We start from the raw sequence: 16,688 nt of genomic DNA on the forward strand, positions 1-16,688 counted from the left end.
TTTTTTTGTATCTTTTTTTACTGTTAATTTATGTTATTTTTATTAAATCACAAAAGTCGTTGTTGAACCATTATTTACCTTACTAAAACTAAATACTGAAATAAATAATACAAGAATCGCAAAAAAAGCTACAACAAATTCAGTCACTCCCATAATAATTGTCCCCCTATTTTTTAAATCAACTATTTGATTTCCAATTTTTTATTAATCTCCCTAATTTACATATTTCGCTATTATCCACAATTTACCTCCATATGAATAAAATAAAACCCCTTAGACTAAAAAACCTAAGAGATCTTATTTTATTACCTATGTTAATATAAAAATCAAAAAATTATTTATCACTTTCAATATCATAATTATAACTTAAAGTATCAAGAAACTGATTACTAACTGTAGCCCAAAAATCATTTACACGCTCACTATACTCAAAGCCTCTCTCTTTAGCATCTTCTAATGCTTTATTTGAAGGTCTAAACCTTCTTTCACGAGCTCTATAAGAACTATCATGACCATTATTAGGCATATCAACATGTAATAATTCATGGTAAAGTAAAAATTCCATCACATATAAAGGGATATCAGGTGAATTCAGTATTTTATTAATCTTGATTGTTTTATCAGAGTAACGACAAATACCGAAATAGCTTTTAATTATTTTGTTAGTAAAATTAATTTTATAAGCTAGAGGCTCTCCCTTAGGAAAATGATTCTTATTTAACTCACCATTTTCATGATAAATAACTCTCTTAGCTATTTCATCTAAATTATATCCTACTCCTGACCAACGCCTTAAGTCTTTTAATTTAGATTCCACTTCAGAAACTGCGGCTACTTTAGGTCTAGGTGGTACTATTAAATTATCTATTTCCTCTCTGACCTCATCATAAAAAGCTCTAAAGTCATTTCTATAAACTTGTCGACAAGTTTGGTGTTCATTATAAATTTTTCTAAGTTCTTCACTTACCTGAGCAGGGTTTAATTCCTTAAATTCTTTTGCTAATTTGACTGGATTAAATTCATTCTTTTCTTCAAAGGTAAACTGATTAATTTTAATTCCTTGTCGAATTGCACCTGAAAGTTGAATTATATCTGCTAATTCTGGTAAAGGGTCTGGACAATCACCAAAGAAATCATACATTATCTTTTTAACTATCTTCTTATTTAAAATCTCTGGTATTTCTTCAAGATTAGCTTGATAATATTCTTTTAATTCTTCATAAGCCTCATATTGATTATCAAAGATGATAATATAATTCTCAATACTTTCTCCCTCTTCAGTTACTTCAATCCACTCATACCAACAATGAGGTAATGCTTGATAAACCCCAGTAATTTGAGCATTACTACTTTGCTGTAATAAATTATAGGCAGACATAATTAATTCATCACTAACTGGAACTAACTCTCCACGCTCACTACTTCGACTCTCCAACTCCCCTACCTTATCACTAGCTTCAATTATATAATCTGCTCCAATCGGTTTGAACAGCTTCCAGGTATCTACAAAGGTAACCAAATAAGCTTTTTGAGTCCCCCCTGCCTTTAATCCTCTTAACCCTCTCCCAATCATCTGTCTTAATAAAGGTTCACTTCTAGTAGGTCGTGTTAAAAAGACAGTTTGGGTTTCTGGAGCGTCAAATCCTTCAGTTAATTTACTAATACTGATTAATATATCTAAAGAGCCTTTCTTGTACTTGTTTATAACTTCCTCATTCTCCTGGCTAGAACGAATAGCAGCTACATAATCAGCTTTTAGATCTTGATCTAAAAATTCTTTCTTCAACGTTTTACAATGTAAGGTATCTACTGCAAAAACTAAGGTTTTCCCAAACTTATCTCTATTATTTTTATAATGCTGAACAATCTTTTTATTTCTAGTAGCACTATTCTTCATTTTATTTAGAATATGTACCCCTAAGTCACCAAATTGTTCTAAATGTTTATAATCTTTTTCATTAAAATCCTCTTCAAAATTAATATTAGTCTTAACCGTTGAAGGAATTGGTTCAGATAAGATATTCTGTTCTATTAATCTATTTTGTGATACTTCATAGATTTTGCTGTTATAACTATTTGTTTCTCCAACTTTAGCTCTCAAGTTATACAGATCATAACTGTCATCATAAATCCTCCACAATATCTCTGTTTCATCTGGATTCATTCTCATAGGAGTTGCTGTCAACCCTAATAACTGAATATCCTTTTTATCACTGAACTCAAATGAAGTTTTAATAATATCTTGATAGCCATTAGCTACACTATGATGAGCTTCATCAATTACAATTATTAGCCCCTCTTTAGCTTGTTCAGCCATTAATTGTAGATAAGAAATATTCATTGCGGCACTCCTATCTGTGGAAAAAATGACTTTATGCTTTTTATCGACATTACTCCAACTATAATTCCCACTAGATATCTTAATCATATTATTAGTAGTTAAACTACTACTTAGATGAGCAAAATCTAAAAAAGTAACATAAGCCTGCTCTAAAAGTTCAATTCTATGGGCCAACCATAATATTCTATAACCTTCATCTATATAATTTTGAATCAGCCATCTAGAAGCAATCGTTGTCTTCCCACCACCTGTAGGTACAACTATCATTCCTCGCTTTCTATCTTGCTCAATAAACTGCTTGTCCAAAGCATTCCATGAATCTTTTTGATGAGGATACGGATTAAAATCTTTATTTACCTTATGTTCATCTTGTTTCATATTTGAACTTACTTTTCGATAACCAACTCTCTTTTTCAATGATTTTGCTTTTTTATCATTTTTTGAGCCTTCTTCTCTATCATAGTTAGCTATATATTCTTCTACTTCTAATATGTAATCTTGAGCCTCTGGACTATCAGCATACCAATAATTAGATTGGCCCATTCCCCTGCCTTTTCCTGCTACATTTGCTCTAGGTACATCTTTAACTCGCTTATCTACCGACAATAATACTCCATCTTCTACTTTAGCAGTAATATTATGAACTCTACCTCTGCTTCGCTGATAATCCCTATATACTCTAGCATTCTTATACCAACCAACTATCTTACTTCCTCCAGAATCAGGATGTTTAGCTACCCAGACTACTAATACATCATCTATAAAATCCGCTCTCTTTTTTGCTCCTAATCTCTCTATTCTAATCTGATGCCCTTGTGTTGCTACATATCCTCTATAATTCTCATTAAACTCGTAAAAATTATATTTCTCTAATCCATCATTATTTTCTTCCACCCAAGAGCCACCTGTTTTCATATTATCTTCTGGCCCTTTATATTCTTTCATCCACGCTATGTTACAAAAGAAAATTGGCATTATTACAACCTCCTTAGTTATTAAGCATTGATCTTCTTAGCAACAGGTCGCTGAAACTCAAACTTGAAAGTATTCTCGCTAGCTATAAGCTCTTGGTACATAGAGTAACTACCAACCCCGCTAATATCTACCCATCCTTTTGCTCTAGTTAAAAACACAAATATCATATTTCTTTTAAATAATTCTTTCAAATAACCTTTTCCATTCCAAGACAGTAATTATAAACTCTTCTGCTAAATCTTCAGCAGTTTCAGGTTTGACAATTTTTCTTTCAAACCCTTTATATGCATGAGGTCTTCCCTTAGCATCAGCTACTGAAAAAGAAACCTTCTCTAAAATTTGTGGATTTGTATTCTGAATTTTTACAATGGCTTTTTCTATGTTTTTCCTTCTTTTTCTAAAGGGTTTTATTTCACCCTGCTTACTATCTTGTTTCCCATAATCAGGACAAAAACCAATAGAAAATTTATCACTTTGTCTTTTTACTAACCTCAAAATAAAATAATCATCACCCGAAAAAGGAGTTACAGCAAAGGCACAATACATTGGATTTCTATCTCCTTTTCTTCTCTTCCCAGGAACAAATCTCCACTCCTTTAATCGTCCATCTTGCCTTAATAAATTGTGAGTTTTCACTAAAATACTTAAACGATTGGCAGCCTTCTCATGCCCCTCCCAACCAGCTAAATATTTAAATACCTTATCCATTATAAAATCCTCCTTATAACTTATTAATTCAAAAATTTATCATACATCTCTAACTTCTCTTGAACTCCTCTATCATCAGGAACAAGTTTACTAACATATTTAAAGTATCCCCTAGCTTTATTATAATCTTTCTTTTGATGATAAGCATACGCCAACTTCTTTAGAACAATTAATTGTCCTGGCTCCTCCTGGTTAACTTCTTCTAACAGTTTTATTGCTCGGTCTAAATTTCCATTTAAACCATTAGTAATTGCCCACCTATATTTATATTTCAAATCACTATTAAGCATAGAAAGGTTTTCATAAAGTTGTAAAGCCTTTTCATATTCTCTTAAAGCCACATAAACTTTAGCTTTTAAAAAGTATAGTTCTTCTTCAAAGTTATCTTGGCGAATACCTTCTATCCTATTAATTTCTATATCCTCTAATATATCTAAACTATTATAAAAGTTCTCTTGCTTATATTGAACATAAGCTAAATGTAATTTCAAATCCGGGCCAACACCATTTACCTTTTGCTGCAATAAAAATCTTTCAGCTTCTTGCCACTTCTCTTCTTTATATAGTTTTCCTACTTCCTCTAACCAACTATGTTCACTAATTTCAAAACTGTAACTTTCAACAGTCCCTTCTTTATCTTCAGAACTAATTGCTACTTCTAAATCTCTACGTAACTTCTCTACTGTACTATATCTTTCGTCTGGATCTCTAGTCAAAGCTTTCAAAATAACCTCTTCTACCTTTTTAGGAATATTGCTATTTATCTCACACGGTTTTTTATAAGGAGTATCATTTATTACCTGCACTAAACCTTCATAAACTTTCTTTCCTGTAAGTAAAAAGTATAATAACGCACCTAAAGAATAAATATCTGAACTCAGATATCTTTTTTGCGAACTGACAACCTCTGGAGCTATAAACCCACATGTTCCCTCACCTATTGTTTCTATAAATAAATCCTCTATTAATCTACTCGTACCAAAGTCAGTTATTTTCACCTTCTCGCTTAGTAAAATATTAGCTGGTTTTATATCTCCATGACAAACTTTTAAAGAATGCATAAATTCTACAGCATCTAAAACTTGAAAAAAGATATCATAAAGATTAGAAAATAACCTTGGTTTAATTGTTCCATACTCCCTAATTTCTTCTGCTAAAGTATGACTCTCGAAATATTCCATTTCGATCACAAATACCCCATTAACTCTACCCATCCATTTAATGTCAATTATATGAGGATGGGTATGCCCCTGTAATTTACTACCTTCTTTTAATACTTTATCCCCTGATTCTTGTTTTTTAGGTATCTTTAAAGCAACTACTTCTCCATCTTCCAATCTCATCGCTTTCCATACATATCCATAAGAACCATCACCAAGAAATTCCTTTAAAATATATTTATCACCTATTTTCTTATCCTTTTCTGGTTTAAATCTACTCATTTTAACTCACCTTAATCCATTTATTTAGTCTAATATTTTTCTTCTTTTCAGTAGCTATAGCATGATAAATCATATAATCCGTATGAAAACTATTAATTCCAGATAAATACTCTCCATTTGGTAAAGTGAATCCTTCCTCAAAAACCTTAACTAAATCATTAATTTTATTAGCTGTTATGCCAGCATAACTCCAGTAGACAAATAAAATACATTCCAATTTCTCTTCGAATTGATGATAAGCAATTAATAGATTTTGTAACTTTTCTTTCAACTTTTTTTGTTTCTTATGAGAATTATTATATCTTTCAAATTCAGCCACCAACAAAGGTCTATTATTATCTAAATCAAACCAAACTGAATCAGGCCTTACTTCAGGCAAAGAGCTATTTGGAGCATAAATTGGGCATTCAGAAACCGCTGTTATGCCCTCAATCTCTCTACCAATAGCAGTTATATAATTCAACCCATAAGAATGAATGGTTTCTGAGTAATCCGGCACTCCAGGTTTAGTTAACATTGGGAATAGTTCTTCTCTTAGATCACCACTCTCAAATTCCTGCCTCACAAAAGATTGATCAATTAACTTAGCCATTAAAGCTCCCCCATTCTCTAAGCACCTCTGGTGATTCTCCACCATGTTGTAAAGCTTTAGTTCCTACTTTAACCAATAAAGGAGCTGGAATAGAACGACCACAAACCAACGCTTCTCCTGTAGAAAGTGAAGGAAGTTCATTTATATCAGCTTTAGAAAACATATCAGAAGTCTTAACAATAAACCTTTGATCATCAGGGTTTTTAATCCTCATAGTAATTATTGTATTACACTGTGAGGTTACATCAGGATCTAACTTAGAAGGTCTTTGCGAAATGATAGCAAAACCTATTCCAAATTTTCTACCTTCTCCAGCAATCCTTTTAATCATCTTTAGTGAAATAGCATCTGATTTACGAGGAGCAAAGTTATGTCCTTCTTCATAAACTAAAAAAGAGGGTCTAGTTCGTTTAGATTTATCAGTAGCTGCTCTTAAAATCTCACTTGATACTAGAGCAGTGATAATCTGTTTTGCTCCATCAGATAATCCTTGTAGATCAATAATAACTAATCGCCCATTATCAGCCCCTTCTTCTCCAATCATTTCATAAATATCTGTAGGCTCTCCAATTGCTGAATTATAAAAACTTTGGGCTTCATTAATTACTCGATTTAATTTCATTGAAGCAACTGCAGCACTCCTTTTACTTAATGCTCTAGATTCAGCACTAGTTAATTCTTGCCAAGATTTTAATTCTTCTAAATCTCCAGCTAATATTTCCCTTAAACTCTCTATATCACGCGGTGGATTGTGATGTTTAAACTTCCAATATCTAATTGCTACATCTAAAACTCTTTGTTGAGGTTCTGTTAATCCAGGTAAGATCTCTGAAAAGTCATCCATCTCAAATCTATCGAATGGTAAAGCCAAATGTTTGTTCTTACTTTCGTACTTTAAATTAAAAGAATCAACCTGAGGAGTATAGACATCTATTCCTCCTCCAGCAGCAATTAACTTCTTAAACTTTTCTTGAATTTCAGGGATCCTTTCTTGATCACGAGGGTCATCAAGGTCAGCTAAATTATCATTGAAATGAATTTGACCCTTTCTGTATGCTTTTCCATATTCACCATGAGGATCAAAAACAACTACTGTACCATTCATCTGAGCTACTAGCCTCTCAATAATTCTACCAACTGTATAGGACTTTCCAGCACCAGTCATGGCTAAAACAGCCAAATGTTCTGTAGCTAAAGTATTAACATCCATATAGACTGGAACAATATTCTCGCCGCGTTCATAACCAATTAGATTTCCAATATGAATACTAGTTTCTTCATTAAATTCATAAAAACGAGATAAAAATTCATAATCGACTCCGAAAACTTTACTACCAGGATCTAAAGGACGCCGTGGAATCTTTATTTCAGCTGTTGTAGGTTCTTTATATCCTACAAGTTCAATCGTGCCATATAAATTTTCCCCTGTTATTTGAGCACCAGGTAGCATCTCTAAATCATTTAATCCTTCTCCCATATCTGAATTATAAAGAATATTACTTCTTGAAATTGAAACAATTCTACCTAATACATCTATTGCTTCTTCACCTTGCCGCTCCTGATGTTTGATTCGAACAAATTCACCTCTACGAGCAGAAAAACTATCATCAAGAGCAATCTTTAAATTATTAGGATCGCCAGTATTTCCGATTAATTTACCGATAAATTTATCAGGCATCATTTTCCCTCCTTAGATATCTAATCCTTCATTATCATCAAAGACATTTTCTCCTTCTAACCACTGTTCTTCCAAATCATTATTCCGTAATAGTTCTTTAGCTTGTCGTTTATAAAATTCTAAAATCCCTGGTCTCTTTTTAAGTGGCTTTAACCCATGGGTTGCATACCATAAAGGTAATGGAATAGTTCCAGGCTGGTCATAAATCATCAATGAAATTAATTGATCTGTTAAGTCATCAATAGCTTCTTTATCCCAATTATCTACGCCACCAATTAGCTCTACTAAAAGATGGTTTGTCCTAATACCAGCTTTAAAATGGTATCCCATCAACCCCAAATCACGTAATTCTTTAGGTTCAAATCTATTTCTAGAACTAATTCCATCAAATTGAAAAGCTGCCGTTCTCTTTAATGGCCCTAATACTCCTTTCAACATTCGCTGTAAGCCAATCTTTCGTAAATTTTCCTTGTTTTTCTGTAATAATTCTACAGTTTCAGGGGCTATTTGATCAACAATATAATCTAAACTATCATCTGCAATCGCTAATAAGACCGCTCCAAAACGTTTACTTCCAATAGATACTATTTTAGTACCTTCAGGATTAAAAGGATAGATCTCTTCTTGATATTTGCTCCAAAAATCCTTCACCTTATCCCTAGCTCTCTTAAAATCTTTTACGGTACTATAACGACTTTCTAAAGGAACATCTGATCTTTCCAATAATAAAGGTATATCTAAGATAACTAAATCTGGCTTATCTCTTTCTTCCATCAACTCTTCTAATAAAGTATAACTATTAATAATATCATAATATTTTAACCTTTGGCTAGTATCTAAATAATCTATCTCATCAACATCAACTGTACTCTCTTGTCTAGTTTTATAGATTGTCCCTTCTTCAATATATATGTCCTGTCTAACAGCAGCGGCTCCATATAGTATACCTCCAAAAGAGTCAATTGTTCTATGACCAGTTGCAATACCAGTAGCCTTAATTGTAAAGGGGGTTAGTTTTTTACACTTATTAACCACCCCTCCCTTTACTAATTTAGGTGCTATCTGATCAATATATCTCATTTTGTTAGATAATTTACCAACTGTATTTCTAAGTCCTAACTGAATTTTAGCTGACATACTCTGAGCTATAGGTGTTCCTCGATAATCCTCATTAATATCTACCATTTTTGATCACTCTTCTTCTTTTTTATTTCTTTTACATAAGGAAGATAGCCCTTGTATTTAATATATTTTTTACCTTCAGCACTAATCTTCTCATTATCTAAAAAACCTTGTTCTCTTAATAACTTTAATCCTACATTCAATTCTTGAGAAGGATACTGTTGATATAAATAGCTTTCTAATTTCTCAGCAAGGTTTTCTTTTATTCCAATATCTGCAGCTACCAATATTAAGATATAAAGAGCAGCTTCAGACAGTTCTTTTTTAACTACTTTCTTTTTATTTTTGCTATTCTTTATTACTTCAGTTTCATCAATAAGCAAATTAGAAAATTCATTTTTAAGTATTTCTTCTTTGGTTATTAAACTTAAATCTAGTAATGGGAGAGTAGTAACTGTTAGTAAACCACTATACTGATGTTTTTTATAATTAACTGTTAGAATATTACCAGTTTTAGTTTTTGTAATAAGCCCCTGTTGTAAAGTAGTCTCTATCTCATACTTCAGATCAAAAAAATCATGCTCTTCCCAGATTAAATTTTGGTTCTTCTTTAGCCGAAGATTAACTTTAAGATTAAGTAATTCATCTATAGCTACTGACCTCCAAGAGGGAAGACAGAGCAATTGATTTCCCTCCTGAAAAGTCCAGTCGCTTAATATATCCAACTCCTCTTCTCCTAACTTTTTTAGTAGTCTACCTACTAAAACTAAGCTATTTACTTCTGGAGTTGTAGATTGAACTAATTGAGTCCAATCAACTGCTATCAATTGATACCAATCTCCTAAGATTCTATACTCGGTTCGTTTTTTATGCTCTTTAGGAATATATAACTTCATTTTAAACAACCTCAATCTTGATCTTAATTAATCCTTGCTCTAACAGTTCTTGTTGCTCATCCTGATATTTATTCCAATCAACCTCTCCATTATTTTCAACTACTCTAATATAAAAATCAAAAGTAGTCTTCAAGTCTGCAAAATAATCTTCACCTTCTACTTGTAAATCCCCCATTAATTTACTTACTCTACTTTTAGCTTTTTGATAAGCATCCTCTTGGGGTAATTGTGATTTATCATAACTAAATCTTTCTTGGTTATTATTTGCTCGCAAACGATTAATAGCATTAATTAACCTTTCATCATACCAACTATTCTTCTTCTCTTTAACAAAGTTTTGTACACTTGTGATTGTTCCCTTCAACTGTTCACCTAAATTCAAATTGTTCTTTACTTCTTCTTCCATTATATCTAATAATTTAGTGATCTTCCCTTCTTCTTCTGCATCTTCAATCTTTTCCTGCAAACCTGCTTCTAGGAATGTTTGTAATCCCAAAACTATCCTTTTTAATTGCTTAAATGACTTATTTTCTTTCCATGACTCTGGAGCAGTTTCAAAAAAGTTTTCCCAATACTCTACTTCATCTTTATTCTCTAAATAATCATCTACAATCTTTTGGAAACTCTCTTTTATAACTTGATACCTATTTATCAAACCAGAGTTTTGCCATTCCACCGCTGAATCTGAAAGTCCTAATCCACATTTTGATAATATACTTTTTAATCTAGTTAATGCCTTATTATACTTAGCCTCCTTAAGATTATGGGCCAACATTTCAGTAGAATCACCTTCTAATCTAACTGTCTTAGTCCTATCTACATCAGTAGAATAACTAATCTCTTTTTTATATTCTCTTAACAGTAAAGTCAGTGGAGCAACAGGAATTTCATATCCCCGATACTCATTATCAGTCATTACTTGATCAATCTTTTCTTCTATCTTTTCAATAGCAGGCTTTTTAATTCTACTAATATATTGATGGAATAATTGGATGTAGCGTAACCGCTCCCAGATTGGTCTTGATTTATCAAGCGGATCTAAATTTTGAATTACCCCTGTATTAAACTCTAATTGATTCCATCCATCCTTTTTATACACATAATCACAATTGCTATTAAAGGTTTCTAACTTGTCAACTACATCTGTCCAGATCTTCTTTAGATTAACAGTCACTTTCTTAAGCTTATCAATTTCTAGGTTATTTATAGATTCTTTAGCATCATTTAACTTCTTATAATGCTCATTTTTTCTTGTATCCTGTAATCTTTTAATATACCAAGATCCTAAAACTTTAGCCAAGCCATCAAGAATCTGATCATATTCATTCTCCAACCAAGTTTCAACAACATGATACTTAGTTTCTAAACTCCTCTTTGTCTTTCTAACATTATGCTGCTCTTCAATTTCTATTACCCCTAACTCTTGTAAAAAGATAGATAACTGTCTAATAATTTTCATCATGGATTTACCTGTAGCTACCGATTCTTGCAAACTGAAATAGAAGTCTTTTTGAATCTGATCCCAGGATTTTTTAGTATCAGCTAGATATGAGATTAACCTCGAAAAACAGAGCGGAACTTGAGCTATGTAATCTTGATCTTCTTCTTTAAAGATACCAATTGTCTTATAATCTTTGTTACTAAATTTCTTAGGTAGTTCTAGTTTCGACATTATATTCTTCAACTCTTCATATTCTTCATCAGAAAGCTGGCTATCTTCTGCCTCCAATTCTAACAAAGAGCAATCATTGATTAGCATCTCTTTATAACCTTTAGCTATAGTCCTTATAATCTCCTGATTTTTTCTTCTATCAGGCTTGATAGGCCTTAACACCCAACCCTGACTATCTATCCCTTCAAACCATTCTTTGCTTTTATCTTGGATTACATTGTGGATTTGATTAACTCTGTCTCTAAACTGCTTAGTAAAAAATCTTGCCTCTCTTAAATCAAGGTAATCCCTATCTACAGCTAACACCTCTAAAACCTCTTGTTGAATTTTATTTAAAGAGATAAAGATAATCCCTCGACCTACTCTTGTTATCTCTTCTTTAATCTGCTTAACTTCTTGTTCAATTGCTGAACTACTAGCTAAAACAAAGATAGGATGAACTCCCTCATTAGCAATCTTTCTACTCTTTAAAACCCTCTTTAACTTGGTAATATCTTGACCCCAAACTACATCAACATAACCTTCTGGGTGGACAGTTAATGGTACTGCTGCATCATTAAATTTTATTCTTTTAGCTGGCAAGTCAAGATTAAGCTCATTTGTCGTAGGATATCCCTTCTCAATTACTCTACAAAAACCTGTTATAATTCGATTAACTTCCTTACCTCTATCTTTCATCATTTCTTCAAGTTGCTCTTCTAATGCCTGGTTATCTTCGGGAGTGATTAAATACCCTGCTTGACCAGTAGAGGAGGCATATCTTTTATCAAACCTACTTAAAAATGAAAAACTAGGGCCAATATAAGTAGTATCATCACCAGTTATCTTAGTTTGAATCAGATCATAAATCAACTCTGCTGCCGTCTCTGCTTCTTCATCAGGATATAACATTCTGATTTGATCAATAAAAGTAGCTTTATCAGCACCTACTAAATATTCATTCTCTTCAGTTCCTAAAGAAAATGTCTTGATACTTCTTAGTAAGACATCTAAATCAAAATCCCCACCATAAGCATTAGAAAATACATCTTCTCCTATATTTTCATAATCACCTTCATGAACTAAGTGATTAGCTAACTCTGGCTTGTTTAAAGTTACTACTTTAAACTCTGCAAAGACTTGCTCACCCATCTCAGTTTTAGCCGTCTTTAAGGCATTTAACTGAGCAGAGTCAAAGTCAGTTTCTGGTCTAGGAAGTTGTAATAAGACTAATTCCTTAACTAATGGTCTATATTTATCTGCTACCTGAATATATTCTAAACTCGCTTTATCCAATAACTTTTCAAATCTAGATACCGATTTTAAGCGATCTTCAAATATTTTAGCTGGACTAGCCATTCCATTATTAATGATATATTGATCTATACTACCCATAATCATATTAAACCAACCAAAATTACCGCCAGCTATAGTATAAGCTGCTTCTACTAAACCTTCTGGATAATCAAAGACTTGCTCATCTTTCTTTAGATATTCAATATAGTCAGTTATATCAGCAAAAGAGTTCTGTTCAATCTCTAATATTTCATTCCTACGATCTAGTGCACCTAAACCTTCAAATTGATCACCAATAGCAGGTGAACAGAGTAATAGATATGAGATATAAGGATACTTGTTTTTTTCATTTTCATGTTTAATAGCATGATTAATTAACTGAATTGCTTCGCCATCTAATTTCTTCTTTGTCTCTTCATCAATATCATTATTGATTATCTCAGTTTTAGACTCTACTTCATCAGCAATTATCATAAAACGTTCAATTCCTAATCTTTTAAAATAATCTTTGGCAGCAACTACACACTGATCTAGAATATCCTCTTCCATTAATAATTCATCTTCTTGATAGTGATCTACTTTTAAAATTTCTTTTAATCTATCCTGAGAAAAACCCATTGGCTCTAGGTGATTGACTAAATCAACTGCTACTCGCTCCCCAAAAGTTAGATTCTCCTTATCTTCAGCAGTTGCTAACCCTTTAAGAGCAATATAAGTACCAAAAGGAACCCACTCACCACTCCCTAGATAATCATGATTCATATCACTATAACTAATATAAATTGGTAAAATACCATCAGCAAAATTTTCAGCTAAAATTCTTACTTTTTCCGGTTCCTGATCTGCTTTACGAATAATCCAACCTTTATCTTTGCCTATCACCTGTGAAACCAACTCAAAACCAATCCGTGATTTACCAATTCCCCAATCTGCAATTAATGGAAAGATTCTTGCCATTGTAGCATTTGATAAACTTTCTACAAAATTATTAAAGATATGATAAAAATCCTTTTGACCGACCATCGGTTGACTTAATGGATATTCACTAACTCCATCTAAAGACCAGACTGATTTTTGCATATTAACCCTCCCAGCTTATTAATTTACAGTTAAACTTAACAGGCTAAAATTTTAATTACTTAGCCTTTAATCTAGAAACTCAACCTTCAATAACTGATACTCTCGCTTACCATAAAGCCCTCTACCATGGCGAGGTTGTCCCGATTGATGCTCTATAATTCTAATCTGATTATCTGCTAGTTTAGTTTTGAAGAAGCGTTCAATCCATTTATCCTTTTCTTCTTCAACATCTAATTTACTATGTAATTTCTTTCCTACTTGATATACTGGAAAGTAACCTCTAAAGTCTATATTCTCTTCTACTAGACCTTTAAGCAGTTCTAACTCATCTTTAACTGGACTTGCACCTGTTAATTCAGATAATAAATCCAAACTTAAATCTTGTTTAAACTGTTTTTGATTAAGATAATAAGTTTGATCATCATACTTTTCTAACCATTCTAAGTATAAGAACAATTCTAAAGGACTACGAAGTTTTCCTACCCCTGATAATGATGGATTCTCTCCTCTTGAACCCCTCCATTCTAAATCAGTAACTGGCTCACCTATCTCTTCTAACCACCAAGGACCAAGTGCTTTATAACCTAATACTTCTAACAAGTCATTTAAGTTCTTTTCTTCATGATCTCGATTAAAGGGATAAAATAATTCTCCTTGATACTTTAAACTAGTCCGATTATAGGTAGAACTAAACCACCCCTGTTCAAATTCTAAAGGGTTGTCTTCTAACATAACCAAAGTAATGGCGCGCATGCGAGGGGAGTACTTTAAAACCTGTTCAGCCAGTAGAGTTAACCACTCTCTTTCATCTGCCTCTTGATAAGCTACTACTAAATCTAAGGCTTCTTGGACTAACTGACCATTATTAATAAACTTGACCCCTCTAATCTTATAGCTATTATCTGTCTTTACTTGCTCTACTCCAAAAAGACCATATAACTCTTCATTATTGGCCAATCTCCCTAACTCATCCATTTCAAGATCTAAATATTTAGTTGCTAATTCCTTAGCATTAACTGCTTCCATATCCGCTGGCAGCTGACCCAATAACTCCGGCCAGATTTCAAATCGCCAAGGATCAAGCCAGAATCGCTGCCTACCCAACCTAATCTTCATAACTTTTTGCCAACCTTTCTAGATAATTTTTCAGTTCAGATTTTAATTGATTACATTTATTTTTTAGTATTAACAAAGGTTTCCTATATAATAAGGCATCAATCTCATCTTCTAAAATATATTCCTCATTATGATAAGTATAAACTTCATCTTCTAATAATTGAGTGAAATATTGGGTCAAATTAAACTGCTTAGCTGGAAATAGTTTGATTCCTTTAAAATCTAAAAAATCTTCAATCAATTCCTCAAAAGAAGATACATAGACCTCTCGTCCATTATCTAAGAAAGTAAAAAAATCAATTCCTGCTGGCTGATAACCATTATCTGATTCAGCTGTTGGTCTTAAACTGATTCGATCATTACCTCCAGCTTGAAGTTGTCTTTCTACCATTCCAAAAATGATTAAAAAGACTCCCCAAGGATTATTTAGATAGTCGTTAATAGTAAGTTCTGAATAAGAGAAGTGATTAGTAGTAGGAACTAAAGTGTATTGAAGGTTATCAACTGGATTCAAATAGGGATTAGATGTAACTCGCCGACCAGAAGTCCAATTATTATCCAGATCTATCTTATCTACTACTGGTAAGTCATTAATTTCTTTTTCTGACTGAAGTTCAATCTTTTGTACTGTAACTAAAATCCTCATTAGCTTCGGGTAATCGATAACACCTTTAAAGATTAGTTCATCTAACTTAGCAGTCAATTCTGTCTGATACTCTTCTTTCATTGTTTCCCAATCACTTTTAGCTAGTTCTTCTGGTTCTTTATCAAAACTACTAGCTAAGCTTTGATATAACTGCAAAATATCTGCTGCTAAATTAGGTAAGCTATTAATAAAGTCCATTAACCCTTTTTCATCTTCAGCATTGGCAATATCTAAACCTACTCGTAAAACTTCTACTAAGAGATATTTTTGGTATTGAGGATGAAAAGTGAATAAGTGTTTGATAAACTCTTCTTCATCTTTAATCAAGCTTGATAATTCTATCCAGCGATCAGAGATAAGAAGATAATTCTGCTGCTGGATTAACCAACCTTGCTCCAGCAGCCAATCTAGATATTGAACATCTATTTTTTCTTGCTTTAATTCTCCATAGTTATATAATCTCTTTAAGTTATCTGTTATCTTTTCCATTTAATCACCACGCTTTATTAAAAAATATAATTACACCCTGAATTTTTCTTTAGAAGACAATTTGTCTAAGACTTTATTTACCTGATGTGATTCCTTAATACCTGTCTTACACCAGATTGCAAAATGTTCACAATTATTAACTACCAAGTTATATTTTTTTTTACCTAATTTAGATTTGGCCCTTCTTACCGTCTTACTAGGAGAATAAAGTTTATAATCTACATCCTTCATAATCTTCTTTATATCTTTTAGTATATTGACTGTTGAATCACCTCTTCGATAATCTGTAGAAAAGTTAACTTTTTCAGGTTCATCATATTCATCCGGAAAAGCCAATATAAAGTAATTATTAGAATTACGCAAAAACCTTGAAAAACTAGTTTCCATTATCTCGTTGTCCCCATCTATATCTCCACTTTCTGATGTATAATGAATAATCCGCTTATTTCCTATATAAACACCATAGTGTTCATAGATTCCTCCTCCCCTACGAACTCCAACAACATCTCCTCTTTGTAAGCCTCTCTTTTTAATTTTTTTCTTCTTTTCTATTAAATCTATCCCTAAAAATTTCTTAATATTTTTGGTTCTTCCTCGATTTTTGTGAAAAATAAATTAGCTGACATACCTAATATCAACCTATATGAAAATTATGG

At 32.4% G+C, this 16,688-nt stretch carries 12 protein-coding genes; all 12 read right to left on the reverse strand.

Features of this window, described 5'->3' with window-relative positions; genetic code table 11:
• Positions 1-334 precede the first annotated feature (334 nt).
• Positions 335-3,316: a DEAD/DEAH box helicase gene (locus MWH25_RS10960; RefSeq protein ID WP_248627695.1), complete on the reverse strand. Its 2,982-nt coding sequence runs from the start codon at positions 3,314-3,316 to the stop codon at positions 335-337.
• Positions 3,317-3,336: 20 nt separating this feature from the next.
• Positions 3,337-3,483 carry a hypothetical protein gene (locus MWH25_RS10965; RefSeq protein WP_248627696.1) on the reverse strand — a complete coding sequence of 49 codons (147 nt, stop codon included), beginning with the start codon at positions 3,481-3,483 and terminating at the stop codon, positions 3,337-3,339.
• A 7-nt stretch (positions 3,484-3,490) separates the two neighbouring features.
• A complete protein-coding gene (locus MWH25_RS10970) occupies positions 3,491-4,024 on the reverse strand; it encodes a hypothetical protein (RefSeq protein ID WP_248627697.1) in 534 nt (177 codons plus the stop codon).
• A gap of 23 nt (positions 4,025-4,047) precedes the next feature.
• Complete coding sequence (locus MWH25_RS10975; protein WP_248627698.1) at positions 4,048-5,466, reverse strand: serine/threonine-protein kinase; 1,419 nt, start codon at positions 5,464-5,466, stop codon at positions 4,048-4,050.
• Position 5,467: 1 nt separating this feature from the next.
• A complete protein-coding gene (locus tag MWH25_RS10980; protein WP_248627699.1) occupies positions 5,468-6,058 on the reverse strand; it encodes a hypothetical protein in 591 nt (196 codons plus the stop codon).
• The gene (locus MWH25_RS10985) at positions 6,051-7,736 is read right to left on the reverse strand and encodes a helicase HerA domain-containing protein (protein WP_248627700.1); all 1,686 of its coding nucleotides are present in this window, start codon (positions 7,734-7,736) and stop codon (positions 6,051-6,053) included. The genes MWH25_RS10980 and MWH25_RS10985 overlap by 8 nt, the downstream gene beginning before the upstream one ends.
• Positions 7,737-7,748: 12 nt before the next feature.
• Entirely contained in the window at positions 7,749-8,921 is a 1,173-nt protein-coding gene (locus MWH25_RS10990; protein WP_248627701.1) for a hypothetical protein, read from the reverse strand.
• Complete coding sequence (locus MWH25_RS10995) at positions 8,915-9,754, reverse strand: hypothetical protein (RefSeq protein WP_248627702.1); 840 nt, start codon at positions 9,752-9,754, stop codon at positions 8,915-8,917. The genes MWH25_RS10990 and MWH25_RS10995 overlap by 7 nt, the downstream gene beginning before the upstream one ends.
• A 1-nt stretch (position 9,755) precedes the next feature.
• Positions 9,756-13,781, reverse strand: a complete 4,026-nt coding sequence (locus MWH25_RS11000) for a hypothetical protein (RefSeq protein WP_248627703.1) — start codon at positions 13,779-13,781, stop codon at positions 9,756-9,758.
• A 66-nt stretch (positions 13,782-13,847) separates the two neighbouring features.
• Complete coding sequence (locus MWH25_RS11005) at positions 13,848-14,897, reverse strand: hypothetical protein (protein WP_248627704.1); 1,050 nt, start codon at positions 14,895-14,897, stop codon at positions 13,848-13,850.
• Positions 14,887-16,032 (reverse strand): hypothetical protein, encoded by a 1,146-nt coding sequence (locus tag MWH25_RS11010; protein ID WP_248627705.1) that lies wholly within the window; start codon positions 16,030-16,032, stop codon positions 14,887-14,889. Before MWH25_RS11010 ends, MWH25_RS11005 begins: the two co-directional genes overlap by 11 nt.
• A 30-nt stretch (positions 16,033-16,062) precedes the next feature.
• Entirely contained in the window at positions 16,063-16,644 is a 582-nt protein-coding gene (locus MWH25_RS11015; RefSeq protein WP_345947255.1) for a lecithin retinol acyltransferase family protein, read from the reverse strand.
• Between the last annotated feature and the right edge of the window lie 44 nt (positions 16,645-16,688).

Source organism: Natroniella acetigena, from assembly GCF_023227745.1.
GTDB lineage: Bacteria > Bacillota > Halanaerobiia > Halobacteroidales > Halobacteroidaceae > Natroniella > Natroniella acetigena.

Excerpts from the sequence above, each read along its gene's own strand:
- MWH25_RS10960 (WP_248627695.1), bottom strand. The coding sequence starts at position 3,316 with ATGCCAATTTTCTTTTGTAACATAGCGTGGATGAAAGAATATAAAGGG.
- MWH25_RS10965 (WP_248627696.1), bottom strand. The coding sequence starts at position 3,483 with ATGATATTTGTGTTTTTAACTAGAGCAAAAGGATGGGTAGATATTAGC.
- MWH25_RS10970 (WP_248627697.1), bottom strand. The coding sequence starts at position 4,024 with ATGGATAAGGTATTTAAATATTTAGCTGGTTGGGAGGGGCATGAGAAG.
- MWH25_RS10975 (WP_248627698.1), bottom strand. The coding sequence starts at position 5,466 with ATGAGTAGATTTAAACCAGAAAAGGATAAGAAAATAGGTGATAAATAT.
- MWH25_RS10980 (WP_248627699.1), bottom strand. The coding sequence starts at position 6,058 with ATGGCTAAGTTAATTGATCAATCTTTTGTGAGGCAGGAATTTGAGAGT.
- MWH25_RS10985 (WP_248627700.1), bottom strand. The coding sequence starts at position 7,736 with ATGCCTGATAAATTTATCGGTAAATTAATCGGAAATACTGGCGATCCT.
- MWH25_RS10990 (WP_248627701.1), bottom strand. The coding sequence starts at position 8,921 with ATGGTAGATATTAATGAGGATTATCGAGGAACACCTATAGCTCAGAGT.
- MWH25_RS10995 (WP_248627702.1), bottom strand. The coding sequence starts at position 9,754 with ATGAAGTTATATATTCCTAAAGAGCATAAAAAACGAACCGAGTATAGA.
- MWH25_RS11000 (WP_248627703.1), bottom strand. The coding sequence starts at position 13,781 with ATGCAAAAATCAGTCTGGTCTTTAGATGGAGTTAGTGAATATCCATTA.
- MWH25_RS11005 (WP_248627704.1), bottom strand. The coding sequence starts at position 14,897 with ATGAAGATTAGGTTGGGTAGGCAGCGATTCTGGCTTGATCCTTGGCGA.
- MWH25_RS11010 (WP_248627705.1), bottom strand. The coding sequence starts at position 16,032 with ATGGAAAAGATAACAGATAACTTAAAGAGATTATATAACTATGGAGAA.